The following is a 23300-nucleotide window of genomic DNA, read 5'->3' as shown; positions in this document are numbered from 1 at the left end:
CGCAGGTAAGGCCGGGGACGTGGTCGACCGTGGCATCAATCCGTGAAAGCGGCTTGTGTGTCGGCGTCCGCTTCCTTGGAGGCGGCCCAGGAGGCGAGCAGGCGTAGCGCGTCCTCGGATGGGGAGCCGGGCTCGGCGGTGTAGATCGTGAGGGTGAGGCCGGGCTCCGCGGCCATCTCCAGCCCTTCGTAGGCGAGGGTCAGGTCGCCGACGATGTGGTGGCGGAACGTTTTGGCGCCGGTGCCGTGGTGCCTCACGTTGTGGGCTCCCCAGCGTTCGCGGAACTCGCCGCTGCGGGTGGAGAGCTCACCGACGAGGTCGTGGAGGTCCTTGTCGTGGGGGTCGCGGCCCGCTTCCGTACGGAGGATGGCGACGCAGACGTCGGCGGCGAGATCCCATTCCGGGTAGAAGCGGTGCGCCTTCTCGTCCAGGAAGGTGAACCGCGCGATGTTGGCGGGGCGCTGCGGATCGGCGTACACGTCGGCGTAGAACGCGCGGGCGAGCCGGTTCGCGGCGAGCAGGTCCATGCGGCCGTTGCGCACGAACGCGGGGCCCTGGGTCACCGCGTCGAGGGTCCATTGCAGGCTGGGACGCACCGACCACTGCCGCGCGGTGCGGCGCCGGGGCCGCATGAGGGCGCCGCTGCCCTCCGCGGCTCGGGCGAGGTCGAACAGGTGCGCCCGCTCTGCGTCGTCGAGTTGGAGCGCCCGTGCGATGGCGTTCAGCACACCGGGCGACACTCCGGCGATGGCGCCTCGTTCGAGTTTCGAGTAGTACTCGATGCTCACGCCGGCGAGCGACGCGACTTCGCTGCGGCGTAGTCCCGGGACCCGCCGCTTGGTGCCGGCGGGCAGGCCGACCTGCTCCGGGCTGATCTTGGCGCGCCGCGAGACGAGGAACTCGCGGACCTCCGTGCGGTTGTCCACGTCTCGACCGTACGTGTCACGGTTGGCCAATGGGGTGCCCTGTCAGTACACCTTCCAGGAGAAACTCCCTGAGCGGGCGCTGCCGGGCTTCGCTGGATGGCGAGGAGCGCGCCGCCGCGCCCGGTGGGAGCGACTGTCGTGGTCCCCAGGCGGGTAGCACGCCCGGATGGCGGCATCATCACGGCCTACTCGGGTAGGCGGGGGAGCGTAACAGACCGGATCGCGTCCGGTCCTTCGGAAAGGAAGAACCTGTGCGTGGTGTGGTCATGCATGCCCCTGGCGACGTCCGCGTGGAAACGCGGGAGGATCCCCGGATCCTGCTTCCGACCGACGCGATCATTCGCCTGTCCGCGACCTGTGTCTGCGGTTCGGACCTGTGGCCGTATCGGGGCGTCGAAGCGGTCAGGGGGCCGTCCCCGATGGGCCACGAGTACGTCGGCGTCGTCCAGGAGGTCGGCAGCGAGGTCGAGAACATCAGGCCGGGCCAGTTCGTCATCGGCTCGTTCTTCGCCTCCGACAACACCTGCCTGATCTGCCGGGCTGGCTACCAGACCTCGTGCATCCAGCGGGAACCGGTGGGCGGACTCGGCGCCCAAGCCCAGTACCTGCGTGTCCCTCTGGCCGACGGCACCCTGGTCGCCGCACCCGACACTCCCTCGGACGACCTGATCCCGGATCTGCTCGCTGCCTCCGACGTGCTCGGCACGGGCTGGTTCGGCGCCGTGGCCGCCGAGGTCGGCCCGGGCAAGACCGTCGCGGTGGTCGGTGACGGTGCGGTCGGTCTTCTCGCCGTTCTGGCGGCGAAGCAGCTCGGCGCGGAACGCATCATCGCGATGAGCAGGTACGAGCCCCGTCAGGAACTGGCGATCCACTACGGTGCCACCGACATCGTCACCGAGCGCGGCGATGACGGTGTCGCACGCATCAAGGACCTCACCGACGGCGTCGGGGCGCACTCGGTGATCGAGGCGGTCGGCACCCAGGAGTCGATGATGACGTCCATCCGCTCGACCCGTCCCGGCGGCCACGTCGGCTACGTCGGGGTGGCCCACGATGTCCAACTGCCCGGCGAGGAGCTGTTCTTCTCGCACGTACACCTGCACGGCGGTCCGGCACCGGTGCGCCGTTTCCTGCCAGACCTGATCGACCTGATCTGGAACCGGCAGATCGACCCTGGCAAGGTCTTCGACCTCAGTCTCCCCCTTGAGCAGGCCGCCGAGGGCTACAAGGCCATGGACGAGCGACGGGCCGTCAAGGTCCTCCTCAATCCCTGACGAACCGCGCCACCTTGAGCGGGCAGCCGCCATGGCAGCGCACGCCGCGCCGCAGCACCGTCGTCAATCCGGCCACCGGGTCACGCAGCTCAACCACGTGACCGACGACGAGCACCGACGGCAGCTCGCGTGACCACCTGCCGTCGGCCGCGTCGTCACTCTGCCAGGGAGGGCGCGGAGCGTGACCAGGCACGGGCCGCGCCCTCCCACTCGACGCCGAGGCCGGCGCCTCAGACCCGGGTGACCCGTACCGCGTCGGCGATCACGTATCCGCCGGCGCTGCTCCAACGGCTCACACCGACGAGGTTGCGGTCGCCGGCAGCGAGGTTGAAGGTTCCGATCGAACGCCAGACGCCGCCGTTGGTGCGTTGGTCCACGTGCACCGTCTGGTTTCCCGCCGCGGTGACGATCACGTACGGCGTCGCGCTGTTGTAGCCGGGGTCCGCCGGGTGCCGCACCTCGACGCGGTAGTTGCCGGACTGCGGAATGCTGACCTTGAACCATGCCGCGTCGCTCGCGGCCACCGGGTTGGCGAACCGGTAGTCGGCTCCGTACCGCTGTGCCGAGTAGGTCGACGTGCCCCAGTTGGTGCTCGCGGTGAAGCGACCCGCGGTGGCGTTGTCCACGATGGTGCTGTATGCGGGCGGGGGAGTGCTGCCGAGCCCCAGGTACTGCGCGATGCCCTGGGCGTGCCCGTGGGCGGTGGCGGTGATGAAGTCGGCCCGCTTGAGCAGGTTCGCGTCGGCGACGGTGTCGATGAACAGGTTCTCGGTGAGGACCGCCGGCATGGTGGTCTCGCGGAGTACGTGGAAGTTGGCCGTCCGCTGGCCCCGGTCGGCGACCCCACCGATCGTCCGCATGCCCGAGAGGACCCTCGAGTGCAGTGCGTTGTGCAGGTTGACCGTAGCCGAGTCCGCCGTCGGGTACCGGTAGCTTTCGAAGCCGGTGCCGCCGCCCGAGTTGATGTGGACGCTCACGAACAGGTCGGCGCCCCATGCGTTGGCGTCGTCGGTGCGGTAGGTGAGGCTGCGGGTGACGTCGGTCGTCCGTGACATCCGCACGTCGACGCTCCAGTTGGCCAGCAGGATGCTGCGCAGCTGCAGGGCGATGTCGAGGGTGAGTGCCTTCTCCTGCAGGCCGTTCCCGACCGCGCCGGGGTCGGTGCCGCCGTGCCCCGGGTCGAGGTAGACGCGGGGGATCGCGGCCCGGGCCTGGCCAGCGACGATGGGCGCGAATGCGGCGCCGGCCGCGGCGGCCAACAGGGTGCGGCGCCGCAGGGGGGTGTTGCTGAGCATGGGTGCCTCTCGGATGCAGGGACGGGCAATGGGGGAGTGTGAGGCGCCCACCACGGCGCCGGTCTGGCGTTGTCCGCCTCCGCCCGGCGAACCTCGCGTACGTGGGCATGCGCGATGACGCCACGTCGTCGAGGGGTCGCGTTCAGCGGTGACATGCGCGGGCGGCCGACGTGGCGGCAACCTCAGCTGCCGCCGTCGGCAACGCGCGTGGAGTCCAGGGAATCCTCACGGCGGAGACTGTAACCATCGTCGATGTGTCCGGGAAGGACGTTTACGTGTTCGTGATCTTGGAAGCGACCGAGTGGTGCGTTGGCGTTCGCGCCGGCGGTGGTCGTCCAGGTGTCCACGTCAGGTCCAGTTCCCCATCCGGCGAGCGAGGGCCGCGCTCAGGTTGCCGGGGGTGGCCGGGGCAGGCCGGTCGCGGCGACGGCCGCGCCGGCCAGGCCGGCGGCGGTGCAGGCGAGCACGCCCGCCGCCCCGGCGCCGGCGGCGAGCGCACCGGCGGCGCTCGGGATGAGCACCTGGCCGAGCCGGTTGCCGGTGAGGCGCAGGGACATCGCCCGGCCGCGCAGCCCCGGCGGCGCGGCCTCGGCCAGGAACGACATGGTCAGCGGTTGCCCGGCGCCCAGGCCCAACCCCGAGACCGTGACCACCACGGCCATCGCCCACAGCGGCAGGGGCGGCAGCAGCAGACCGAGACCGGCGGCGGAGATCGCGACGGTGCCGACGAGCAGCCGGCGCCGGCCGACGGCGGCGACCAGCCGGCCGAGCATCAGCCGCGAGGCCATCGACGCGACCGCCCGTATCCCCAGCAGCACGCCGATGGTGCCGGCGGCGATGCCCCGCTCGGCGCCGAGGGCGGGCAGGTAGACCAGGGTGATGTCGACCGCCGCCAGGACGACGCAACTGACCGCGAGGGCACGCACCAGTCCCGGCTGCCGGAGCAGGTCGCCCAACCCGCCGGCGGCCGGCCCCGCCGCCTGCCGGTGGTGCGCCGACGGGCGGAGGAACGCGGCGACGACCAGCAGGGGCAGGGCGAGCGCGGTGGCGCCGAGGAAGATCGCCCCGGTGTCCGGATCGGGCGGTCACCGCCGAAGGCCACGATGAGGCCGGGACCGAACGCCTGGCCGAGCGAGGCGGCGAAGGTGTAGTAGCCGAACGCCGTGTCGTACCGGTCCGCCGCGGTGCGGTTGGCGACCAGCGCCTGCTGGCCGACCACCGCGAAGAGGTGGCCGGTGCCGAGGACCATGCTGGCCACGACCAGGCCGGCGACCGAGTCGGCGAACAGCACGAAGCAGGCGCCGGCGGCGGCGAGCAGACCCGAGCCGGCCAGCACGATCCGGCGTTCGCCGAACCGGTCGACCGCGTGGCCGGAGGGGACCGCGAGCACCAGCGGCACGACGGCGAAGCTGGCCCCGAGCACGCCGAGCCAGGCCGCCGGCACGTCCAGGTCCAGCGCCTGGTACGCGGACGCCGGGCGCAGCATGAAGGTGACCGCCTGCACCGCGACGGTGTGGGCGAGCAGCAGACCCGTCTGGGTACGCACGGGGACCCCGGTCAGCCCGGGGTCCCCGTGAACGGTGGTGGGCACTCCACTCAGTCGGCCTTCACCGCGAGCACCGGGCAGGGCACCCGCAGCAGGATCTCCTGTGCGGTCGAACCCATGATCAGCTTGCCCACCGGGGTGCGGTGCCGGATGCCGATCACCACCAGCGAGATCTCCTCCGTGTCGACGATCTCCGCGATCTCCTCGGCCGCGTCCCGCCCGCGCATCAGCTGGCGGACGGTGTGCGGCACCCCCTCGGCGGTCAACTCCCGCACCACCCGGGCCAGGTCGTCCTCCTGGGCGAAGCGCGGGTCGACGTAGGCGTCGCCGCGCGACGTGTTCACCACCAGCACCGGCTCGTCGCGGAACCGGGCCTGCTCCACGGCGGCCCGCAGGGCCGCCTCACCCAGGGCCGAGGGGACGTACCCCACCAGCACCGTCATCGGACCACCAGCCTTTCCCGAACAGGTCGAACGACGAAGCGGCCGAGCACCGGCCAGAGCAGCACCACCAGGACCACGGCGTAGATCGTCCAGGACACCCAGCCGCCGACGAGGCCGTGCAGCTCGCCGCCGGAGAGCTGCAACGCCCGCCGGCCCTGCAACTCGGCGCGCGGGCCGAGGATCACCCCGACGATCAGCGGCAGGATCGGCAGCCCGAAGCGACGCATGCCGAAGCCGAGCAGGCCGAGGGTGAGCAGCAGGAACAGGTCGAACGGCTGGGCGTTGACGGCGTAGGCGCCCATCGAGGCGAAGAAGAGGATCCCGGCGTAGAGGTACGGGCGGGGGATCCGCAGCAGCCGCGCCCAGGCGGGCGCGAGCGGCAGGTTGAGCACCAGCAGCAGCAGGTTGCCCACGAAGAGGCTGGCGATCAACGTCCACACCAGGCCCGACTCCCGCTCGAAGAGCAGCGGGCCCGGCTGGATGCCGTACTGCTGGAAGGCGGCCAGCATCACCGCGGCGGTGGCGTTGGTGGGCAGGCCGATGGCCAGCATCGGCACCAGCGTGCCGGCCGCGGAGGCGTTGTTGGCCGCCTCCGGCCCGGCAACGCCCTCGATCGCGCCCCGGCCGAACTCCTCCGGGTGCCTCGTCAGCTTCTTCTCCGTGGCGTACGACAGGAACGTCGGGATCTCCGCCCCGCCGGCCGGCAGCGCGCCGAACGGGAACCCGTACGCGGTGCCGCGCAGCCACGGCTTCCAGGACCGTTTCCAGTCCTGCTTCCCCATCCACGGCCGCCCGACCGGGATCACCTCGGCGGCGCGGCGGCGAAGGTGCGCGGCGATCCAGAGCGCCTCGCCGACGGCGAAGATGCCGACCGCCACCACCACCACGTCGATGCCGTCGGCGAGTTGCGGGATGCCCAGGGTGAGCCGCTGCTGGCCGCTCACCGCGTCGATCCCGATCGTGCCGATGACCAGGCCGATCAGCAGCGAGGCGAAGCCGCGTACCCGGGACGCGCCGAGCACCGCGGTGACCGCCACGAACGACAGCAGCATCAGCGCGAAGTAGTCGGGCGCGCCGAGGCTGATCGCGAACTGCACGACCGGCGGGGTCACCACCACCAGCAGCAGGGTGGCGATGGTCCCGGCGACGAACGAGCCGATCGCGGCGGTGGCGAGAGCCTGCGCGGCCCGGCCCGCCTTCGCCATCTTGTTGCCCTCGATCGCGGTGATCACCGAGGACGACTCGCCCGGGGTGTTCAACAGGATCGAGGTGGTCGAACCGCCGTACATGCCGCCGTAGAAGATGCCGGCGAACATGATGAACGCCTGGGTGGGCTCCATCCCGTAGGTGACCGGCAGCAGCAGCGCCACCGTCATCGCCGGGCCGATCCCGGGCAGCACGCCGACGGCGGTGCCGATGGTGACCCCGAGCAGCGCGATCAGCAGGTTCATCGGGGTCACCACGTTGGCGAACCCGTCGAGCAGGTTTCCGAGGTTGTCCATCAGAGGATCCCTTGCAGCACACCCGCGGGCAGGTTCACGCCGAGCCCGATGGCGAACGTGTAGAAGGTGATCAACGACAGCGCGACGGAGATCAGCAGGTTGCGCACGTGGTGCCGGTTGCCCAGCGCGAACGCCGAACCCCAGAACAGCAGCGTCCCGCTGATCACCCAGCCCAGCCGGTCGATGAGCACCGCGTTGACTCCGAACGCGCCGATGAGCAGCAGCACCGTCCGCCAGTCGATCGGGGTGGTCAGGTCGACGTCCTCGCCGGCCTCTGGCTCCCCCGCGCCGCCACGGGCCACGTCCACCGCGTAGATCGCGGCGACGATCAGCAGCAGCACCCCGAGCAGGATCGGCACCGGCTTCGGGCCGATCGGGTCGGCGGTGCTGATCGCGTGCCCGGTGCGGGCAGCGTCGACGAGGACCAGCGCGCCGACGAGGGCGAGGAAGGCGCAGACGGCGTACTGGGCCCGGTCGCGACGGGGCGTCGCCGCCGGTTCCGCCCCGACCTCCGCGTCGGTCGGGGCGGGGCCGCCCGGCACGGCCGAGGGCTCCGCCGGCCCGACCGGCGTACGCGCCGCGCCCGGCCGTCCCGCCGCGGGCACGGGCGCCACGTCCGGGCCGGGAACCGTCGGCGTCCCGCCCGACGTGACCGGGTCCGGACCGGTCGGCTGGCCCGGCACCGGCGCGGTGACCGGTCCGTCGGTGGCGCCCGGGCGGGACGGCGGGTCGCCGCCCCGCTCCGGTCGGGTGGTCATGCCGGTCATGCCAGTCCGAGCTGCGCGAGCAGGTCCGCCACCGACTTGTCCTGCTCGGTGAGGAAGGTGGCGAACTGGTCGCCGGTGACGAAGGCGTCGGTCCAGCCCCGCTTGGTCAGCTCGGCCTTCCACTCGTCCGACTCGTGCATCTTCGTCAGCGCGTCGATCCAGACCTTCTTGTCGGCGTCGCTGATGCCGGGCGGCGCGACGATGCCCCGCCAGTTGGTGAAGACGAGGTCGATGCCGGACGACTTCAGCGTCGGCACGTCCTTGAGCGCGTCGATCGGGGCCGCGCTGGTGACCGCGAGGACCCGGATCTGACCGGCCTCGACCTGGTCGAGGAACTCGCCGAAGCCGCTGGCGCCGAAGGCGACCTTGCCGCCGAGCACGGCCGGCAGCAGCTCGCCGCCGCCGTCGTACGAGACGAAGTTGACCTGGCGGGGGTCGATGCCGACGGCCTTGGCGAGCTGCATCGGCAGCAGGTGGTCCGGGCCGCCGGGGGACGAGCCGCCGCCGACCGCGATGCCTTTGGGGTTGGCCTTCCACGCCGCGACGAGGTCGCCGATGGTCTTGTACGGCGAGTCCTTCGGCACCACGATGGCGCCGGCCTCCTCGATCATCTTGGCCAGCGGGGTGGTCTGGGTGAGCGTCGCCGACGACTTCGAGGTGTACGAGGCACCCACCACGCCCAGCCCCATCTGCATGGCGAGCTTGCCGTTGCCCTTCTCGTTCACCATGCGCTGCAGACCGACGGTGCCGCCCGCGCCCGGCAGGTTGAAGACCTGCACCCCGGTGGCGATCTTGGCGTCCTCCATCACCTTGGCCGCGGTGCGAGCGGTGGTGTCGTACCCGCCGCCGGGGGTGTTCGGCACCATGATCCGCAGTCCGGTCGCGGGTCCGCTGTCGCCGCCGGACCCGCCCTCGTTCTTGTCCGCGGTGGCGCCGCAGGCGCCCAGCGCCAGCGCCGTGGCGGCCGCGACGCCCATGACCAGCAGTTTTCTCCGAGTTGCCATCATGTTTCTCTTCCGTTTCGAAGGAGTCCGGCGGCAAGATGATGGCCCCCGGGCGAACCCTACGTCTGCGTTCTGTCACCAGCGGAAGTTGAGGTCTTTGTGGTCACGGTCACCCCCCGCCGTACGTTGGCCGGGCAGTTGCTCGTGCTCCAGCTCGCGATCATCGTGGTCGTGCTGGTGGCGGTGGCCGCCGTCTCGCTGGCCCAGTCCGCCGCCACCTTCAACCGGGTGGAGGGGCGGCGGGTGGCCGCCCTCGGCGAGCAGCTCGCCGGCAACCGGCTGCTGCGCGAGCGGATCAACCAGCCGGCGCCGGCGGAACTCGTCGCCCCGCTGGTGCAGAACGCGCTGACCCAGTCCGGGGTGACCTCGGTGACCGTGGCCGACGCCCGGGGCCGGGTGGTCAGCTCCACCGACCCGACGCTGGTGGGGAGCCCGCTCGTGCTCGGCGACCCCGAGGTGGCACGGGGCCGGAGCTGGTCCGGCGAGCTGGCGGTCGGCGACTCGCGGGAGCTGGTCGCCCAGGTGCCGGTGCTCGGCGACCGCAAGGACAACCTCGGGCGGCATCTCGGCGTGGTGATGATCGGGGAGGCGTCGCCCGGATGGTCCCAGCGCCTGGTGGGCGCCTCGTCGTACCTCTTCACCTACCTGGGCATCGCCAGTCTGCTCGGGGTCGTCGGCTCCTGGCTCCTGGCCCGCCGGATCAAGCGGCAGACCCTGGGCCTGGAGCCCCGGGAGATCGCCGGCCTGGCCGAGCACCGGGAGGCGCTGCTGCACGGCATCGCCGAGGGGGTGATCGCGCTGGACCCGCAGCAGCGAGTCACCCTGGTCAACGCGGTCGGCCGGCGGCTGCTCGACCTGCCCGAGCACTGCCTCGGCCGGACCCTCGCCGAGCTGAGGATCTCCGGCCGGCTGCGGGACGTGCTGGCCGGCGCCGACCACGAGCCGCAGGCCCGGGACGAGGTGGTGGTGCGCGCCGGCCGGGTGCTGGTGATGAACCGGATGACGGTCAGCAAGGACGGCCGTCGGCTCGGTTCGGTGACCACCCTGCGGGACCGCACCGAACTGGCCCGCCTGGAGCAGGAGATCGGTTCCTTCCGCAGCACCACCGAGCTGCTGCGCGCCCAGACCCACGAGTTCGCCAACCAGCTGCACACCATCTCCGGGCTGATCCAGATCGGCGAGCACGACGAGGTGGTCCGGTACGTCGACGCGCTGAGCCGGCACCGGGCCTCCCTCGACCTCACCGTCACCAGCCGGATCCAGGACACGGCGGTGGCGGCCCTGCTGATGGCGAAGTCGGCGCTGGCCGCCGAGCGCCGGGTGGAGCTGCGGATCTCCGAGCGGACCGGCCTGGACCGGTTGGAGCCGGCGGTCGCCGCGGACGTCGCGACGGTCCTGGGCAACCTGGTCGACAACGCCGTGGAGGCCGTGGCAGGCGGCCGGGAGAGCCGGACGCCGGTGCCGCCGGGCAGCCCGGACGGCGCTGGAGCGGACGGCGGTGACGTCCCGGACGGGCCGGCCTGGGTGGAGGTCGAGCTACGTCAGGACGCCTCCTCGGTGGAGATCGTGGTCCGTGACTCCGGCCCGGGGGTGGCCCCGCAACTGGCCCAGGAGGTCTTCACGCACGGGTTCACCACCAAGGCGGCGCGCGGTGGCGAACGCGGCATCGGGCTGGCGCTCACCCGGCTGGTCTGCCACCGTCGTGGCGGCGAGGTGGCGGTGACGAACACCGAGGAGGGTGCGATGTTCACGGCCCGGATGTCGGTGACCGGGGCAGTGGAGGCGAGCCGGTGATCGACGTACTGGTGGTCGACGACGACTTCATGGTGGCCCGGATCCACCGCGGCTTCGTCGAGCGTATCGACGGCTTCCGGGTGGTGGGCACGGCCAGCACGGGCGAGGAGGCGGTCGCCGCCGTCGACGAGTTCCGCCCCGACCTGGTGCTGCTCGACCTCTACCTGCCGGACATGTTCGGCCTGGATGTGGTGACCCGGCTGCGGGCCGCCCGGCACGACTGCGACGTGCTGGTGATCAGCGCGGCCCGGGAGGCCGAGGCGGTGCGTCGGGCCGTCCGTTACGGCGCGGTCAACTACCTGCTCAAGCCGTTCGGCTTCGACGAGCTGCGGACCCGGCTGGAGCAGTACGCCGCCCGGCGCAACTCGCTGCGCGCCACCGTGGTCAGCGACCAGACCGACGTGGACCGGGTGCTGTCCCGCAGCGGCGCGCACATCGCCACCTCCGCGCTGCCCCGGGGCCTCAGCGCGGAGACCGCCGAGCTGGTGGAGCGCGCCCTGCGGGGGCACTCCGGGACGCTCTCCGCCGCCGAGTGCGCCAACGCGGTGGGCATCTCCCGGGTCAGCGCCCGTCGCTACCTGGAACACTTCGCCGACACGGGACGGGCGGAGGTCAGTCTCCGGTACGGCTCCGCCGGCCGCCCGGAGCGTCGCTACGTCTGGGTTTCCTGACCGCCGACGGCTCGACTCCGCAGGCGCCTGGCACCCCCGGGGAGGCGCCCGGCCGTGCTCGCCGCGACCGTCCCAGGACGATGCCGGCATCTGGCCCTTCCTCCCTGGGAAGGACGTTTTCCTCTCTCCCCAACCCGCTGTCCGGAGCATCGGCATTATGTGCTGAATGAGAAGAATATCGGCTGTGGTGCTGCTGGTGATCGCTGCTCTGGCGTCCGGCTGCGACGCGCCGGAGAGGGAGACGACAAGCGAACCGCCCAGCGCCGCCGCCACCAGCCCCGGACCCCGAAACACCCTCACCGTGGTGGCGGCCGGTGACCTGCTCGTGCACCCCGCGCTCACCGAGCAGGCAGCCGCCGATGCGCGCCGAGCAGGACGCGACGGCCACGACTTCACGCAGGTGCTCGCCGCGGTCCGCGCCCGCGTGAGCGCCGCCGATCTGGCCATCTGCCACATGGAGACGCCCCTGGCCGAGCCCACCGGCCCGTTCACCGGCTGGCCGAACTTCAGCGTGCCCCCCGCACTGGCCGACGCCGCCGCATGGGCGGGCTTCGACACCTGTTCCACCGCCTCCAACCACTCTCTGGACACCGGGGTCGAGGGCATCGCCCGTACTCTCGACAACCTCGACCGGGTGGGCCTGCGGCACACGGGCACGGCCCGGAGCGCGGCGGAGAGCCAACGGCCGAATGTCATGGACGTGGGCGGCGTCAGGATCGGACACCTCTCGTACACCCTGAGCTTCAACGACATCCCGCTGCCACCGGGACGACCCTGGGCGGCCAACCTGATCGACGCGGACGCCATCCTCGCCGAAGCGCGGCGGGCCCGCGTCGCCGGCGCGGAGATCGTCATCCTGTCGATGCACTGGGGCACGGAGTACCAGAACGAACCGAACGCCGACCAGGTCGACCTCGCGAGCCGGCTGCTCTCCTCGCCCGACATCGACCTGATCGTCGGCCACCATGCGCACGTGGTGCAGCCCTTCGAGAAGGTCGGCGCAAAATGGGTCGCCTACGGCATGGGAAACCTGACCACCCGGTTCGGTGACGGTTCGGCGGAAAACACTCAGGACGCGGTCGTGCCGGAGTTCACCTTCACCCGCACCCCGTCCGGTGGGTGGGAGGTCACCGGCGTGACCGTGCTGCCGACCTGGATGGAGTACCGACCGCGGGCCCGCGTCGTCGACCTGACCGCCGCGCTGAGTGACCCGAAGGTGCCCGCCCCGCGTCGGGCGCACTACGCCGCGATCGCACGGCGGATCAACGGATACGTCGACCTGCGGGATGCCTTCTCCGCCGGGCTGCGGATGCCGCACCAATGATCGAGACGGATTCACGTCCCCTTTCACGCGCCCGTGCGGATGTTCCCTCCTGCGGGGGAGGGGGCCACCCTCATCGGGGAGGCGCGGCCCCGGGCAGGAGGCGGATGCTAGGGGCATGATCAAGAAAAAATTGACGATCGGCGCCGGATGGTCGATGGCGGCCATCGGCGTCCTGCACACCGTGGTCTTCCTGCCCCACCCGTACTGGAGCGAGTGGCTCACCGGCGGACTGCGCTCGGGCGAAGGCGGTGACGCGTCCCTGTCCGTGTTCTGGGCGCTGCCCGGGGGCTTCGTCGTCCCGCTGGTCCTGTTCGGCCTCCTGCTGGCGCGGCTGGGGCGGCGCGGCGAGTGCGCGCCGGCTTACGTCGGCTGGACAGTGGCCGGATGGGCGGCCGGATGCGCACTGCTCGTCGGTCCCAGCGGCTTCCTGCTGGGCCTCATCCCGGCCGGGCTGCTCATCGCCGAAGACCTGCTGGCCCGCCGCGGGGGCGCCGGGCGTGGCGTAACGGGGCCGGCGGTCGGGCGGGAGGAGGCCGCGCGGCCACAGCGCTGATCGCCGCCAGTACGGCAGCCGCCGGTTCGTGACCACCTGGGCAGCGTCTCCGTGCATGTCGCCGCTTCGTCACGCCTTCCGTGGGAGCGTGCCCGACCGCCATGCGGTGCCGAGGTGAGCCAGGTTCACCCGTGCCGGGGCATGCCACCTCGACGGACGTGAACCGGACGGGTACCCCCCGTATCGGGTCAACCCGGCGGCTCTGCTGTAATCATCAGGCTTCGTACGCAGAGCGAGCATTCGGCTCCGATGCGTTCGTCAATTGTCACATTCATGCAACGTAGCCGCCCCTTGACCCTCGCACGGGCGCCGGGAAGCATCGATGAAGCGGCGTCCCGGGCCGTGGGGAGATACCCGGACCAGCCAAGGAGGACCATGTCGGTCAGCCCCGCCTCGTCGCGCGCCGGATGGCATACGTCCCAGCCCGCTGTTCCCGGTCGGCCCCCCGGCGGCCAGCGCCGCCCCGCCAACACGGCCGCCCCGATGCTCACGGTGACGCTGAACATCCCGCTGGCCTGCGAGGAGTCGCTGACCCCACCCGCCCGTCGGCTGCTGGAGGCCGCCCGGGAGATGCTCGAACGAGGCGAGGGCACCATCACGGCCGCCACCGTGGAGCGTCGGCCCGACGCCGTGCCGGCCGGCCGGTCGCCGGCCCGCCCGGCCGCCGCCCCCACGATCCCCGCCCTGCACATCCTCGCCTCGTCCCGCTCCGTGCTGCGCGACGGCGAGCCGTTGCCGCTGACCCGGCTGGAGTTCGACCTGCTGCTGCACCTGGTCGCCCACCCCCGCCGGGTGTTCACCCGGTTGCAGCTGCTCAACGCGGTGTGGGGCTACGAGCACGCCGGGGTGCGCACGGTCGACGTGCACGTCCGCCGCCTGCGCGGCAAGGTCGGCGTCGACGTCCCGTTGGTCACCACCGTCTACGGCGTCGGCTACCGGCTGGCCGACGACGCCCGCGTCACCATCGACCGCAGCGGCTGACCTCGCGCCCGCAGTGGCCCGATCGCGGGGCGAGTCGCGCCGGTCGCGACCGGGCGGCGCCCTCCCGGCCCCACCCCGCAGCCTGCCGGCCGGTGGAGCCGCCGGCCCACGGGGCACGATGGTCGGATGCGCATCCGTCCCATCACCCCGGACCGGCTGGTCACCGAGCTGACCGAGCGGCTCGCCGGCACCGCGAGCGCCGGGCGGCTGCGCGTGGGCGTCGACGGCCCGCCCGCCGCCGGCCCGGACGCGCTGGCCGCCGCGCTGGTCGACCCGCTGCGCGCGCTCGGCCGGCCCGTGCTGCACGTGCGCGCCGACGACTTCCTCCGCCCCGCCTCCGTCCGCCTCGAGCACGGCCGGACCAACCCCGACGCGTACTACGAGGGGTGGGTCGACGAGGCGGGGCTGCGCCGGGAGGTGCTCGACCCGGCCGGGCCGGACGGCTCCGGGCGGGTGCTGCCCTCGCTCTGGGACGCCCGCGCCGACCGGGCCAGCCGCGCCGCGTACGTCGACCTGCCACCCGGAGGCGTCCTGCTGGTCAGCGGGGCGCTGCTGCTCGGCGGGGGCCTGCCCTTCGACGTCACGGTCCACCTGGCGCTCTCCCCGGCGGCCCTGGCCCGGCGCACCGACCCGGCGCTGCGGTGGACGCTGCCGGCCTTCGCCCGGTACGCCGACGAGGTGGCCCCGGCCTCGTTCGCCGACGTCGTGGTGCGCGCCGACGACCCCCGACACCCGGCGCTGGTGGAGTCCGCGGTGTCCTCCTGACCGCCGCGACGTCCGGAAAAGTGGCCGGTTTGATCGTCGGCGGGCCGGGGTATTCGGCCGGCTCACAGAGCACGGGTGATCCACCCGCGCGCAGACGACCACGGCCCGGGCGCACGCACCGGCGCCCCGACGGACTTTGAGGCCCAGAAAGGCAGGCAGCGATGCTCGTCCACGACAAGGTCGGTACGGGCCGATCCCAGGCGGAGATCGACCAGATCCGGCGCTCCCTGCAGGCCCGCTACGACGAGCTGTCCGCGGAGTACGAGCAGGCGGTGCTGCAGAGCCAGGTGCTGCGGCTGGTGGAGGTCGGCGACACCGCCGGCGACGACCAGGCCGACAGCGGCACCAAGACGGCCGAACGGGACACCGCGCAGTCCCTGCTGCGGACCATCCTCGACCGCCGCGCCCAGTACGAGCACGCCCTCACCAGGCTGGAGGAGGGCACCTACGGCTTCTGCGAGGGCTGCTCCGCGGCCATCCCGGTCGAGCGGCTGGAGATCTTCCCCTCCGCCACCACCTGCGTGCAGTGCAAGCAGAACCGGGAGCGCCGGGCGGCCTGACGCGAGCGGTTGCCGGTCGGTCCGGGACGCGGTGGACTCCACCCATGGGCGAGATCAAGGTGGGCACCGCCTCCTGGACCGACCGCACGCTGCTGGACTCCGGCTGGTATCCGCAGACTGCCGACACCCCGGAGAAGCGGCTGGCGTACTACGCCCGGCAGTTCCCGCTCGTCGAGGTGGACGCCACCTACTACTCGCCGCCCGCCGAGCGGACGGCGCGGCTGTGGGCCGAGCGCACCCCGGCCGGCTTCACCTTCAACGTCAAGGCGTTCAGCATGCTCACCGGGCACCCGACCCGGGTCAACGCCCTCTACAAGGATCTCCGGCCCGACACGGAGAAGAAGAACCTCTACCCGGACGACCTGCCGCCGCAGGCGTACGAGGAGGTCTGGACGCGGTTCCTCAGCGCGCTGGACCCGCTGGTCGAGGCGGGCCGGCTCGGCGCGCTGCTGTTCCAGTTCCCGCCCTGGTTCACCATCCGCCGGGACAACAAGCAGTACCTGTTGGAGGTGGCGAAGCGCTGCGCCCCGCTGCCCCCGGTCTACGAGTTCCGGCACGCCTCCTGGTTCGACGGCGACAACGCCGACGAGACGCTCGCCTTCCTGCGTCAGCACCGGCTGGCGTACGTCTGCGTGGACATGCCGCAGGGGCACCGCTCGTCGGTGCCGCCGGTGCTGGCCGCCACCGCGGACCTGGCGGTGGTCCGCTTCCACGGGCACAGCGACAAGTGGACCAGCAAGGACATCCACGAGAAGTTCGGCTACCGCTACTCCGACCGGGAGTTGCGCGACTGGGCGCCGAAGCTGCGCGAGCTGGCCGACACCGCCGAGCGGACCCACGTCCTCCTCAACAATTGCTACCGCGACTATGCGCAGACCAACGCCGCCACTCTCGCCGGGCTGCTCGACGCCGGCTGAGCCGCCCCGGTCTCATCCCGTCCGGGTGAAGCCCGCTCACCCTGCCGCCGCGCAGCATGGACGGTGCGTGCGGTCGACGCGACCGCGGAACCGACACCACGGAGGTGGCTGGAGATGACGGTTCGGGTGGTACCGGATCGACGACGCGGCGCCGTGCTGCACGTCGTCGGGTCGTCCGGCGACGCCCGGTGGGTGCCGCGCGCCGACCGGGTCAGGCCGACCCGGCAGCCGCGCGGCCCGGTGGGGCCGCCGCGACGCGACGACGACCGACGGTGGGAGACCGACGTACGGGGGTGGAGAGATGGCTGAGCAGTTGCAGTCGGCAATCGAGTCCTCGATGCAGAAGACCAACGAGATGTTGAGGGACATCGAGCAGGCCTACGGCTGGCCGAAGGAGCACCGCAACCAGTCCTACTGCGCGATGCGCACGGTGCTGCACCTGTTGCGCGACCGGATGCCGGTGCAGGAGAGCGTGGAGTTCGCCGCGCAGTTGCCGGTGGTGGTGCGGGGGATCTACTTCGACGGCTGGAAGCCGATGGACGTGCCGGTCAAGCTGAACCGGGACGACTTCCTGCTGGAGGTCCGGCAGCGCTTTCCGTACGACGTCGAGGGCGGCCCGGAGCGGGTGGTGCAGGTGGTGCTGGACACCCTGCGCCGGCACGTGACCCAGGGCGAGTGGCAGGACGTGAAGGACACCATGCCCAAGGACATGGCCCGGATGATTCCCTGACCGGCGCGTCGACGAGGGCTCGCTCCACCGGCGTGGGGCGGGCCGCTCGCGCGTTCCGGCGAGGCGTCGTTCACCTCGACCGTGGTGCCGAGCAGGATCGTCGTGGCAGCCCTACCAGAGGTCGAAGTGGAAGACCTCGAAGGCGGTGCCGTAGCGGACGCCGAGCCGGGCGCCGGCGGGACGGCCCAGTCCCTCGAGGAACTCCTCGGCGTCGAAGCTGCCGTCGCCCAGCCCGGCCAGGTACGCGTCGTGCGCCCGCAGCGAGGCGACTCCCCGGTCGAAGGTGTCGGTGACGTCCACCCCGTGGGCGGCGAGCGGGGAGGAGGCCGCCCACACCTGGCGCACCCCGCCCCACGGTTCGACGCCGTCGGCGAGCTGCTCGGGGAAGATCCAGCGGTTGCCGGCGTCGCGGACGGCGTCCAGCACCGCCCGCCCGGTGGCGATGTGGTCGGCCTGGTTCAGCGCGTACGCCCCGTCCCAGGTGTCGCGGAAGTTGTTGGTGATGACGATCTCGGGGCGATGCCGGCGCACCACCGCGGCCAGCTCGCGGCGCAGCGGCACGCCGTACTCCAGGATGCCGTCGGGCAGGCCGAGGAACTCCACCGTGTCCACCCCGACCAGCGCGGCGGACGCCCGCTGCTCCTGCTCGCGCACCTGGCGGGCCCGCGCCGGCGGCATCCCGTCGATGCCCGCCTCGCCGCTGGTGACCAGGCAGTAGACGATGTGCTTGCCCTGCGCCGTCCAGCGCGCGACCGCGGCGGCGGCGCCGAACTCCAGGTCGTCGGGGTGCGCCACGATCGCCAGCGCGCGCTGCCACTGCTCGGTCACGGGCTCCAGCGGCCCTGGCCCCTCGGTCATCGCCACCTCCTCGTCGGCCTGACCATCCTGACACCGCCGGTGCCGGCCCGCCGCCCGGCACCGCCGACCGCGGGTGAACGGCCGCCTCGCCCGTCCTGCTGTACCGCCGAACTGACCGCCCACCCGGCACGGCGAACCGCCGGTGTGAGCTGAAAAGGACGTCTACGGTGTGGTTAGAGAAGATCGGGCGTGGGGTACCACCCGCTGCACGACGGACCCCGGCGCACGGCGGGGCGGCACATCCGAGGGAGCACCGATGGCACTCAACGACGACGACATGCAGACCACCGGCGGCGGCCTCGAGGGCCCGGCCGACGGCGGCGCGACGCCCGGCCAGCAGGACGGCGGCGCCGACGGCAGTGCCGACCGTGGCGCGGACAAGGGTGCCGACCGTGGCGCGGACAAGGGTGCCGACCGTGGCGCGGACAAGGGTGCCGACCGTGGCGCGGACAAGGGTGCGGACCGTGGCGCGGAGGGCCCGGCCGACGGTGGTGCCACCCCGGGCCAGCAGGACGGCGGCGCCGACGGCGGGGCGGAGGGCCCGGCCGACGGCGGTGCCACCCCCGGCCAGCAGGACGGCGGCGCCGACGGCAGCGCCTCCTGACGGATCGCCGTGACCCACATCGTCCCGCCGGGCGGCCACGGTCGCCCGGCGGTTCCGTCCGCACCCACGACCGCGCTGACCCGCTGCGTGTCGGTCGAGCCGGCGAAGTTCGCCGCCGCCCATTGGGGACGCACGCCGCTGCTGTCCCGCGCCGACGAGCTGCCCAACTCCGCCGGGTTCGCCGACCTGCTCAGCCCCGCCGACGCCGACGAGCTGCTCAGCCGGCGCGGCCTGCGTACCCCGTTCCTGCGCATCGCCAAGGACGGCCAACTCGTTTCGGCGGCGCGCTTCACCGGCGGCGGCGGCGCCGGGGCCGAGATCGGCGACCAGGTCCTCGACGAGCGGGTCCTGGAGCTGTACGCCGACGGCGCCACCCTGGTGCTGCAGGGCCTGCACCGCACCTGGCCGGCGCTGATCGACTTCGCCCGTGACCTCGGCGTCGCGGTCGGGCAGCCGCTGCAGGTCAACGCCTACCTGACCCCCGCCGGCAACCAGGGCTTCGCCACCCACTACGACACCCACGACGTCTTCGTCCTCCAGGTCGACGGCCGCAAGCACTGGCGGATCCACCCGCCCGTGCTGCCCGACCCGCTGGAGAAGCAGGCCTGGGGCGGGCGGGCCGACGAGGTCGCCGCCACCGCCGACGGGCCGCCCGCGCTCGACGTGGTGCTCGGCCCCGGCGACGCGCTCTACCTGCCCCGCGGCTGGCTGCACAGCGCGCAGGCGCAGGAGTCCAGCTCGCTGCACCTGACCGTCGGGGTCCGGGCACTGACCCGGTACGCCCTGGTCGAGGAGCTGCTCGCTCTGGCGGCCGAGGACCAGCGGCTACGCGCCACGCTGCCGTTCGGCACCGACGTGGCCGACCCGGACGCGATCGAGCCGGAGCTGACCGAGACCGTCGAGGCGCTGCGGGACTGGCTGCTGCGGGCCGACCCGGCGACGGTGGCCGCCCGGCTGCGCCAGCGCGCCTGGCCGGCCGCCCGGCCGGCGCCGATCCGGCCCCTGGCCCAGGCAGCCGCGCTGGCGGCGTTGGACGCCGACACCCGACTCGCCCCGCGCCCCGGCCTGCGCTGGCAGCTCGCCCCGCAGGGCGACCGGGTGGCGCTGTGCCTCTTCGACCGCACCATCACCCTGCCGACGTCGTGCGCGCCGGCGGTGCGCGCCCTGCTCGCCGGCGAGGCCACCCGGGTCGGCGACCTGCCGGGCCTCGACGACGACGCCGACCGGGTCACCCTGGCCCGCCGCCTGCTCCGGGAGGCCGTCGTCGTCCCCGCCTGACGCGCGGGACCGGCACCCGGCGTGCCCGCCGACCCCCACGCCACAGGCGCGGGCTCAGCGGGCGAGGGTCAGCAGCAGGACCGTGGTGAGCAGGCCGGCACCGAGGACCACGGCGACCGGGCGGGGGCCGAGCACCGCGTGCCGGCGGTCGGCCAGGACCTTCGCCGGCACCAGGCCGACCAGCGGGCCCAGCAGGGTCACCACCAGGGCCAGCACGGGCAGCCCGACCGCGAGTTCGCCGCCGTACCGGTCGCCCGCCGCCCGGGCCACGCCGCCCAGGGCGTACGCGACCACCGCGCCGGCCACGCCGCAGAGCGCCAGCAGCGGGTTCACCGAGCCCGGCAGGTCACCGGGCTGGCGGGTGCGGTTCAGCAGGTCGCGTACGCCGTCCAGCAGCGTCACCGGGTCCGCCGTGGCGCCCGGCGCCGGGGCCGGGGGCCCGCCCGCCCGACGGCCGCCCCCGCCGAGCCGGCCGCGCAGCTGCTGCCACAGGTGGGCGACCTCGGCGTCCACCCGCTCCTGCAACTCCCGCGCCGCCACCAGCTCCCGCTCGGCGCGCGCGACCTCGGCCTCGGCCTCGGCGACCGCCCGTTCGGCGGCGGCACACTGCTGCGCGTACCAGGTGTGCGCCTCGGTCCGCTGGTCGCGCACCCGCGCCGTCAGCTCGGCCAGCCGCCGCAGCTGCGCCGCGTACGTCTCACTGGTCACCGGTTCGTTCATCGGGCCGGTCCGTAGGGGATGATCACCTGACCGGTGCGGTGCACCGCCCGGTCGAAGAAGAGCCCACGCCAGGGGCGGGGATACCAGTCCGGGCCACCGGTGCCCGGATAGAGCGACGAGCCCAGTTCGCCGCCGTGCGCGTCCAGCGCCACCCAGGCGCCGATCTGGTCCGTCCGCGCTGCCGGCCCGCCCAGGTCGGCGCGCATCCGGGCGACACCCCGCCACCAGGCCAGCACGTGCGTACGCCGTTCCGGCCCGTCGTGCAGGATCCGGCGCAGCTCCTCCAGCCCGGTACGCCGGCCGACCCGCGCCGCCAGCGCCCCGGCCGCCGCGTCGACCGCGAACAGCAGCAGGTAGTGCGGGGTGCCCGGCGCGCCGAGCCCCTCGGCGGTCTCGGCCATCAGCTCCCCGACGGTCTCCTCGTCGTACCAGGCGGCGTCGTCGGCGAGGTCCTCGTAGAGGGAACGGGCGGCCGGGTCGGCGTCCGGGTCGAGGCAGGCGATGGAGAAGCGGGCCGTGCCGGGGCGGTGCTGCCGGGCCAGCGAGCGGGCCGCCGCGTCGAGCACCGCGCACGCCTCGTCCACCCGCGTGCCGAGCACCGCCAGGTTGCGCCCGGGGGCCCGGGGCAGCCGCAGCGCCGCCGAACGGGCCTGCACGTCGATGATCTCGCCGAGCAGCGCGACCGGCGTCCGCGGATGGCCGGCCTCCGGCGCGGTGAGCGCCCGGAAGTCCGGCGCGTCGGCGAGCCGGGGGATCGCGTCGCCGTCGAAGAGCCGGGCCGGGGCGGCGTCCTGCGGGCGCATGCGCCACAGCCGGTGCTGCAACTCGCTCCACGTCTCCCAGTCGCTGGCCGACGGGATGCGGGCCACCTGGTTGCCCTCGGCCATGCCCGACTCGGCGTTGACGACCGCGTGGTGGCGGGGCAGCGACTGGGCGGCGTCGTTGCGTTCGGCGAGGATCCGCAGCGCCTTGGGCAGCGCGATGCGCAGCGTGAACTGGGCGACCAGGGCCGGCCGCCCCCAGAGCGCCTCGATGCCGCGCACGTCCTGCGAGGCGAGCACCAGGTGGATGCCCTGGGACCGGCCGCGCCGGGCCAGGTCCTCCAGCAGGTCGGCGGCCTCCCGGGCGACGACGTCGCGCCCGGCCAGCAGCATCTGGAACTCGTCGACCACCGCGACGATCCGCGGCCAGTGCCCCGTCGGGTCGACCGCGCGCAGCTCGGCGAGCTTGGTGACCTCGTGCTTCTTCGCGGCGTCGGCCCGCCGGCGCAGCTCCTCGGCGAGGAAACGCAGCAGGGCCAGGCCGAACTCCCGGTCGGTGTTGACGTTGATCCCGACGAGCCGCATGTGCGGCAGCCAGCTCGGGTCGCGCCGGCCCTGGGCGAACCGGGCGAAGGAGACCCCCTCCTTGAAGTCCAGCAGGTAGAACTCCAACTCGGTGGGGGAGTAGCGGGCCGCCAGCGCGCCGATCCAGGCGAAGATCAGGTTCGTCTTGCCGGTGCCGGACGGGCCGCCGATCAGCGCGTGCGGCGGGTAGTCGCCCAGGGTGAGCAGGACCGGCCGGCCGTGCGGCCCCTCGCCGATCGGGGCGGTCAGCCCGGTCGCCGAATCCTCCCGCCACATCTGCTCGGGGGGCGGGAGCAGGTCGGTGAACGGGGTCGGGGCGGGGCCGGCGTTCACCCGCGCCGCCACGTCCCGGCAGGTCTCGGTGACCAGGGCCGTGGGCGGCGGCGGGTCCAACCTGACCGGCAGCCCACCGATCCGCGCGCCGTCGGGGTCGACCGTCACCCGGGTCACCGTGCGATCGTCGGGCAGCGACACGCCCCGCACCACCAGGTGCACCCCGCAGGCCGCCCCGGTGCGCACCACCCGGTCGAGCTGGCCGCGCTCGTGCCGGGACAGCTCGTCCCCGCCGAGCAGCACCGCCACCCGCCACGGCTCCGGCCGGCGGCCGGTCGCGGCGGCCAGCTCGCGCAGCGAGCCGTGCTCCCCGGCCAGCACCGTCTCGTTGATCCGGCGGATCTGCTCCACCAGGTCGTCGAGCAGGCGGGCCAGCCCGCCCGGGCCGACGAAGGTGAGCAGCCCGGCGGTGCCGAGCGGGGCGAAGCCGGCCAGGCCGCCGCCCAGGTGCTCCGGGTCGTAGCCGATCAGCCGGCCGGCGCCCGGGTCGGCCCGGCCGACGGCGCGCAGCAGCAGCGCCGACACCACCGCCTCGCCGCCGTCCCGGTCGTCCCCGGTCAGCTCCACGTGGCCGGCGTCCAGCAGCGGCACCAGCGCCGGCACCGGTTCCGCGCCCGGGATGCGGACCGTGCCGATCCGCAGCGCGCCGGGCGGCTCCGCCCGCCGCGCCGGGGTGGGGCGCCACCGCGCCCAGTCGGCGGACGCGGCGCCGGGGGCCTCCCGCCGCGCGGCGTCCGCCGCGCGGCGGGCCAGCTCGGCGATCCGCGCCGCGTGCCGGTCGTCGATGTCGGCCAGCCGGCGGTCCCGCTGCGCGCCCACCCGCTCCGGCACGACCGCCGCGGCCCGCCGCACCTTCGCCAGCCGCTCCCGGGCCGTGGTCAGCTCGGCCTGCGCCGTCGACAGCCGGGTCCGGGTCGCGCCGAGGGCCTCGCCGAGCATGCCCCGGACCCGGGTGACCAGCTGTGCCCGCCGGTCAGCCATCGACGCCCCGCGACCGCGGCTCCCCGGCCCCGCCGGACGCGGGCCGACCTGTCGGCGGGCTCGACCAGGCGCGACCGGCGCCCGCCGCGCCCCGGCCGGCCGCCGGCCCGCCGGGTGTCCCCGGTCCG

At 73.6% G+C, this 23300-nt stretch carries 24 protein-coding genes; 12 read left to right on the top strand and 12 right to left on the bottom strand.

Features of this window, described 5'->3' with window-relative positions:
- Positions 1-35: 35 nt before the first annotated feature.
- Positions 36-926: a helix-turn-helix transcriptional regulator gene (locus ABT006_RS08975; RefSeq protein WP_350704442.1), complete on the bottom strand. Its 891-nt coding sequence runs from the start codon at positions 924-926 to the stop codon at positions 36-38.
- 266 nt (positions 927-1192) lie between these two features.
- Between ABT006_RS08975 and ABT006_RS08970 the strand changes: the two genes are divergently transcribed.
- Complete coding sequence (locus tag ABT006_RS08970) at positions 1193-2200, top strand: zinc-dependent alcohol dehydrogenase family protein (protein WP_350704440.1); 1008 nt, start codon at positions 1193-1195, stop codon at positions 2198-2200.
- Here ABT006_RS08970 and ABT006_RS08965 read toward each other — a convergent pair.
- The 8 genes from ABT006_RS08965 to ABT006_RS08930 form a co-directional block, all read right to left on the bottom strand.
- On the bottom strand, positions 2190-2315 hold the full coding sequence (locus ABT006_RS08965; RefSeq protein WP_350704438.1) for a hypothetical protein: 126 nt from the start codon (positions 2313-2315) through the stop codon (positions 2190-2192). The two genes, ABT006_RS08970 and ABT006_RS08965, sit on opposite strands and share 11 nt — an antisense overlap.
- Before the next feature lie 115 nt (positions 2316-2430).
- The gene (locus ABT006_RS08960; RefSeq protein ID WP_350704437.1) at positions 2431-3495 is read right to left on the bottom strand and encodes a golvesin C-terminal-like domain-containing protein; all 1065 of its coding nucleotides are present in this window, start codon (positions 3493-3495) and stop codon (positions 2431-2433) included.
- Positions 3496-3881: 386 nt separating this feature from the next.
- Positions 3882-4361: an MFS transporter gene (locus ABT006_RS08955; RefSeq protein ID WP_350704637.1), complete on the bottom strand. Its 480-nt coding sequence runs from the start codon at positions 4359-4361 to the stop codon at positions 3882-3884.
- Positions 4268-5041, bottom strand: coding sequence for an MFS transporter (locus ABT006_RS08950; protein WP_350704435.1), 774 nt, complete (start codon positions 5039-5041; stop codon positions 4268-4270). The genes ABT006_RS08955 and ABT006_RS08950 overlap by 94 nt, the downstream gene beginning before the upstream one ends.
- Before the next feature lie 50 nt (positions 5042-5091).
- Positions 5092-5484, bottom strand: coding sequence for a universal stress protein (locus tag ABT006_RS08945; protein ID WP_350704433.1), 393 nt, complete (start codon positions 5482-5484; stop codon positions 5092-5094).
- Positions 5481-6986, bottom strand: coding sequence for a tripartite tricarboxylate transporter permease (locus tag ABT006_RS08940; protein ID WP_350704431.1), 1506 nt, complete (start codon positions 6984-6986; stop codon positions 5481-5483). The genes ABT006_RS08945 and ABT006_RS08940 overlap by 4 nt, the downstream gene beginning before the upstream one ends.
- Positions 6986-7744: a tripartite tricarboxylate transporter TctB family protein gene (locus tag ABT006_RS08935; protein WP_350704429.1), complete on the bottom strand. Its 759-nt coding sequence runs from the start codon at positions 7742-7744 to the stop codon at positions 6986-6988. Before ABT006_RS08935 ends, ABT006_RS08940 begins: the two co-directional genes overlap by 1 nt.
- Before the next feature lie 5 nt (positions 7745-7749).
- Positions 7750-8757 carry a Bug family tripartite tricarboxylate transporter substrate binding protein gene (locus ABT006_RS08930; RefSeq protein ID WP_350704427.1) on the bottom strand — a complete coding sequence of 336 codons (1008 nt, stop codon included), beginning with the start codon at positions 8755-8757 and terminating at the stop codon, positions 7750-7752.
- 99 nt (positions 8758-8856) lie between these two features.
- Here ABT006_RS08930 and ABT006_RS08925 point away from each other — a divergent pair, with 99 nt between their 5' ends.
- The 9 genes from ABT006_RS08925 to ABT006_RS08885 all read left to right on the top strand — a co-directional run bounded on the left by ABT006_RS08925 (position 8857) and on the right by ABT006_RS08885 (position 17052).
- A complete protein-coding gene (locus ABT006_RS08925) occupies positions 8857-10551 on the top strand; it encodes a sensor histidine kinase (protein ID WP_350704425.1) in 1695 nt (564 codons plus the stop codon).
- Positions 10548-11222 carry a response regulator gene (locus ABT006_RS08920; RefSeq protein WP_350704423.1) on the top strand — a complete coding sequence of 225 codons (675 nt, stop codon included), beginning with the start codon at positions 10548-10550 and terminating at the stop codon, positions 11220-11222. Before ABT006_RS08925 ends, ABT006_RS08920 begins: the two co-directional genes overlap by 4 nt.
- Positions 11223-11388: 166 nt before the next feature.
- Complete coding sequence (locus tag ABT006_RS08915) at positions 11389-12546, top strand: CapA family protein (RefSeq protein ID WP_350704422.1); 1158 nt, start codon at positions 11389-11391, stop codon at positions 12544-12546.
- 115 nt (positions 12547-12661) lie between these two features.
- Complete coding sequence (locus tag ABT006_RS08910) at positions 12662-13099, top strand: DUF6463 family protein (protein ID WP_350704420.1); 438 nt, start codon at positions 12662-12664, stop codon at positions 13097-13099.
- Between the two features lie 375 nt (positions 13100-13474).
- On the top strand, positions 13475-14080 hold the full coding sequence (locus ABT006_RS08905; RefSeq protein ID WP_350704418.1) for a winged helix-turn-helix domain-containing protein: 606 nt from the start codon (positions 13475-13477) through the stop codon (positions 14078-14080).
- Between the two features lie 126 nt (positions 14081-14206).
- Positions 14207-14845, top strand: coding sequence for a nucleoside/nucleotide kinase family protein (locus ABT006_RS08900; protein ID WP_350704416.1), 639 nt, complete (start codon positions 14207-14209; stop codon positions 14843-14845).
- A gap of 161 nt (positions 14846-15006) precedes the next feature.
- Positions 15007-15405 (top strand): TraR/DksA family transcriptional regulator, encoded by a 399-nt coding sequence (locus ABT006_RS08895; RefSeq protein WP_350704414.1) that lies wholly within the window; start codon positions 15007-15009, stop codon positions 15403-15405.
- Positions 15406-15449: 44 nt separating this feature from the next.
- Positions 15450-16322: a DUF72 domain-containing protein gene (locus tag ABT006_RS08890; protein WP_350704413.1), complete on the top strand. Its 873-nt coding sequence runs from the start codon at positions 15450-15452 to the stop codon at positions 16320-16322.
- A gap of 301 nt (positions 16323-16623) precedes the next feature.
- Complete coding sequence (locus ABT006_RS08885; RefSeq protein WP_350704411.1) at positions 16624-17052, top strand: DUF2267 domain-containing protein; 429 nt, start codon at positions 16624-16626, stop codon at positions 17050-17052.
- A gap of 111 nt (positions 17053-17163) precedes the next feature.
- On the opposite strand, the gene ABT006_RS08880 is transcribed toward ABT006_RS08885, so the two are convergent.
- Positions 17164-17910: a PIG-L deacetylase family protein gene (locus ABT006_RS08880; protein ID WP_350704409.1), complete on the bottom strand. Its 747-nt coding sequence runs from the start codon at positions 17908-17910 to the stop codon at positions 17164-17166.
- 256 nt (positions 17911-18166) lie between these two features.
- Between ABT006_RS08880 and ABT006_RS08875 the strand changes: the two genes are divergently transcribed.
- Positions 18167-18514: a hypothetical protein gene (locus ABT006_RS08875; protein WP_350704407.1), complete on the top strand. Its 348-nt coding sequence runs from the start codon at positions 18167-18169 to the stop codon at positions 18512-18514.
- Between the two features lie 9 nt (positions 18515-18523).
- Entirely contained in the window at positions 18524-19792 is a 1269-nt protein-coding gene (locus ABT006_RS08870) for a cupin domain-containing protein (protein WP_350704406.1), read from the top strand.
- Between the two features lie 54 nt (positions 19793-19846).
- On the opposite strand, the gene ABT006_RS08865 is transcribed toward ABT006_RS08870, so the two are convergent.
- Entirely contained in the window at positions 19847-20512 is a 666-nt protein-coding gene (locus tag ABT006_RS08865) for a hypothetical protein (protein ID WP_350704404.1), read from the bottom strand.
- The gene (locus ABT006_RS08860) at positions 20509-23172 is read right to left on the bottom strand and encodes an FtsK/SpoIIIE domain-containing protein (RefSeq protein ID WP_350704402.1); all 2664 of its coding nucleotides are present in this window, start codon (positions 23170-23172) and stop codon (positions 20509-20511) included. Before ABT006_RS08860 ends, ABT006_RS08865 begins: the two co-directional genes overlap by 4 nt.
- Positions 23173-23300: the final 128 nt, after the last annotated feature.

Source organism: Micromonospora sp. NPDC002717, from assembly GCF_040295705.1.
In the GTDB taxonomy this organism is placed as follows: domain Bacteria; phylum Actinomycetota; class Actinomycetes; order Mycobacteriales; family Micromonosporaceae; genus Micromonospora.
The sequence above is the reverse complement of the archived record's forward strand: the minus strand, read 5'-3'. Positions and strand labels throughout refer to the sequence as shown.

Excerpts from the sequence above, each read along its gene's own strand:
- ABT006_RS08895 (WP_350704414.1), top strand. The coding sequence starts at position 15,007 with ATGCTCGTCCACGACAAGGTCGGTACGGGCCGATCCCAGGCGGAGATC.
- ABT006_RS08905 (WP_350704418.1), top strand. The coding sequence starts at position 13,475 with ATGTCGGTCAGCCCCGCCTCGTCGCGCGCCGGATGGCATACGTCCCAG.
- ABT006_RS08930 (WP_350704427.1), bottom strand. The coding sequence starts at position 8,757 with ATGGCAACTCGGAGAAAACTGCTGGTCATGGGCGTCGCGGCCGCCACG.
- ABT006_RS08890 (WP_350704413.1), top strand. The coding sequence starts at position 15,450 with ATGGGCGAGATCAAGGTGGGCACCGCCTCCTGGACCGACCGCACGCTG.
- ABT006_RS08900 (WP_350704416.1), top strand. The coding sequence starts at position 14,207 with ATGCGCATCCGTCCCATCACCCCGGACCGGCTGGTCACCGAGCTGACC.
- ABT006_RS08860 (WP_350704402.1), bottom strand. The coding sequence starts at position 23,172 with ATGGCTGACCGGCGGGCACAGCTGGTCACCCGGGTCCGGGGCATGCTC.
- ABT006_RS08960 (WP_350704437.1), bottom strand. The coding sequence starts at position 3,495 with ATGCTCAGCAACACCCCCCTGCGGCGCCGCACCCTGTTGGCCGCCGCG.
- ABT006_RS08875 (WP_350704407.1), top strand. The coding sequence starts at position 18,167 with ATGGCACTCAACGACGACGACATGCAGACCACCGGCGGCGGCCTCGAG.
- ABT006_RS08935 (WP_350704429.1), bottom strand. The coding sequence starts at position 7,744 with ATGACCACCCGACCGGAGCGGGGCGGCGACCCGCCGTCCCGCCCGGGC.
- ABT006_RS08915 (WP_350704422.1), top strand. The coding sequence starts at position 11,389 with ATGAGAAGAATATCGGCTGTGGTGCTGCTGGTGATCGCTGCTCTGGCG.
- ABT006_RS08940 (WP_350704431.1), bottom strand. The coding sequence starts at position 6,986 with ATGGACAACCTCGGAAACCTGCTCGACGGGTTCGCCAACGTGGTGACC.
- ABT006_RS08970 (WP_350704440.1), top strand. The coding sequence starts at position 1,193 with ATGCATGCCCCTGGCGACGTCCGCGTGGAAACGCGGGAGGATCCCCGG.
- ABT006_RS08865 (WP_350704404.1), bottom strand. The coding sequence starts at position 20,512 with ATGAACGAACCGGTGACCAGTGAGACGTACGCGGCGCAGCTGCGGCGG.
- ABT006_RS08885 (WP_350704411.1), top strand. The coding sequence starts at position 16,624 with ATGGCTGAGCAGTTGCAGTCGGCAATCGAGTCCTCGATGCAGAAGACC.
- ABT006_RS08945 (WP_350704433.1), bottom strand. The coding sequence starts at position 5,484 with ATGACGGTGCTGGTGGGGTACGTCCCCTCGGCCCTGGGTGAGGCGGCC.
- ABT006_RS08910 (WP_350704420.1), top strand. The coding sequence starts at position 12,662 with ATGATCAAGAAAAAATTGACGATCGGCGCCGGATGGTCGATGGCGGCC.
- ABT006_RS08880 (WP_350704409.1), bottom strand. The coding sequence starts at position 17,910 with ATGACCGAGGGGCCAGGGCCGCTGGAGCCCGTGACCGAGCAGTGGCAG.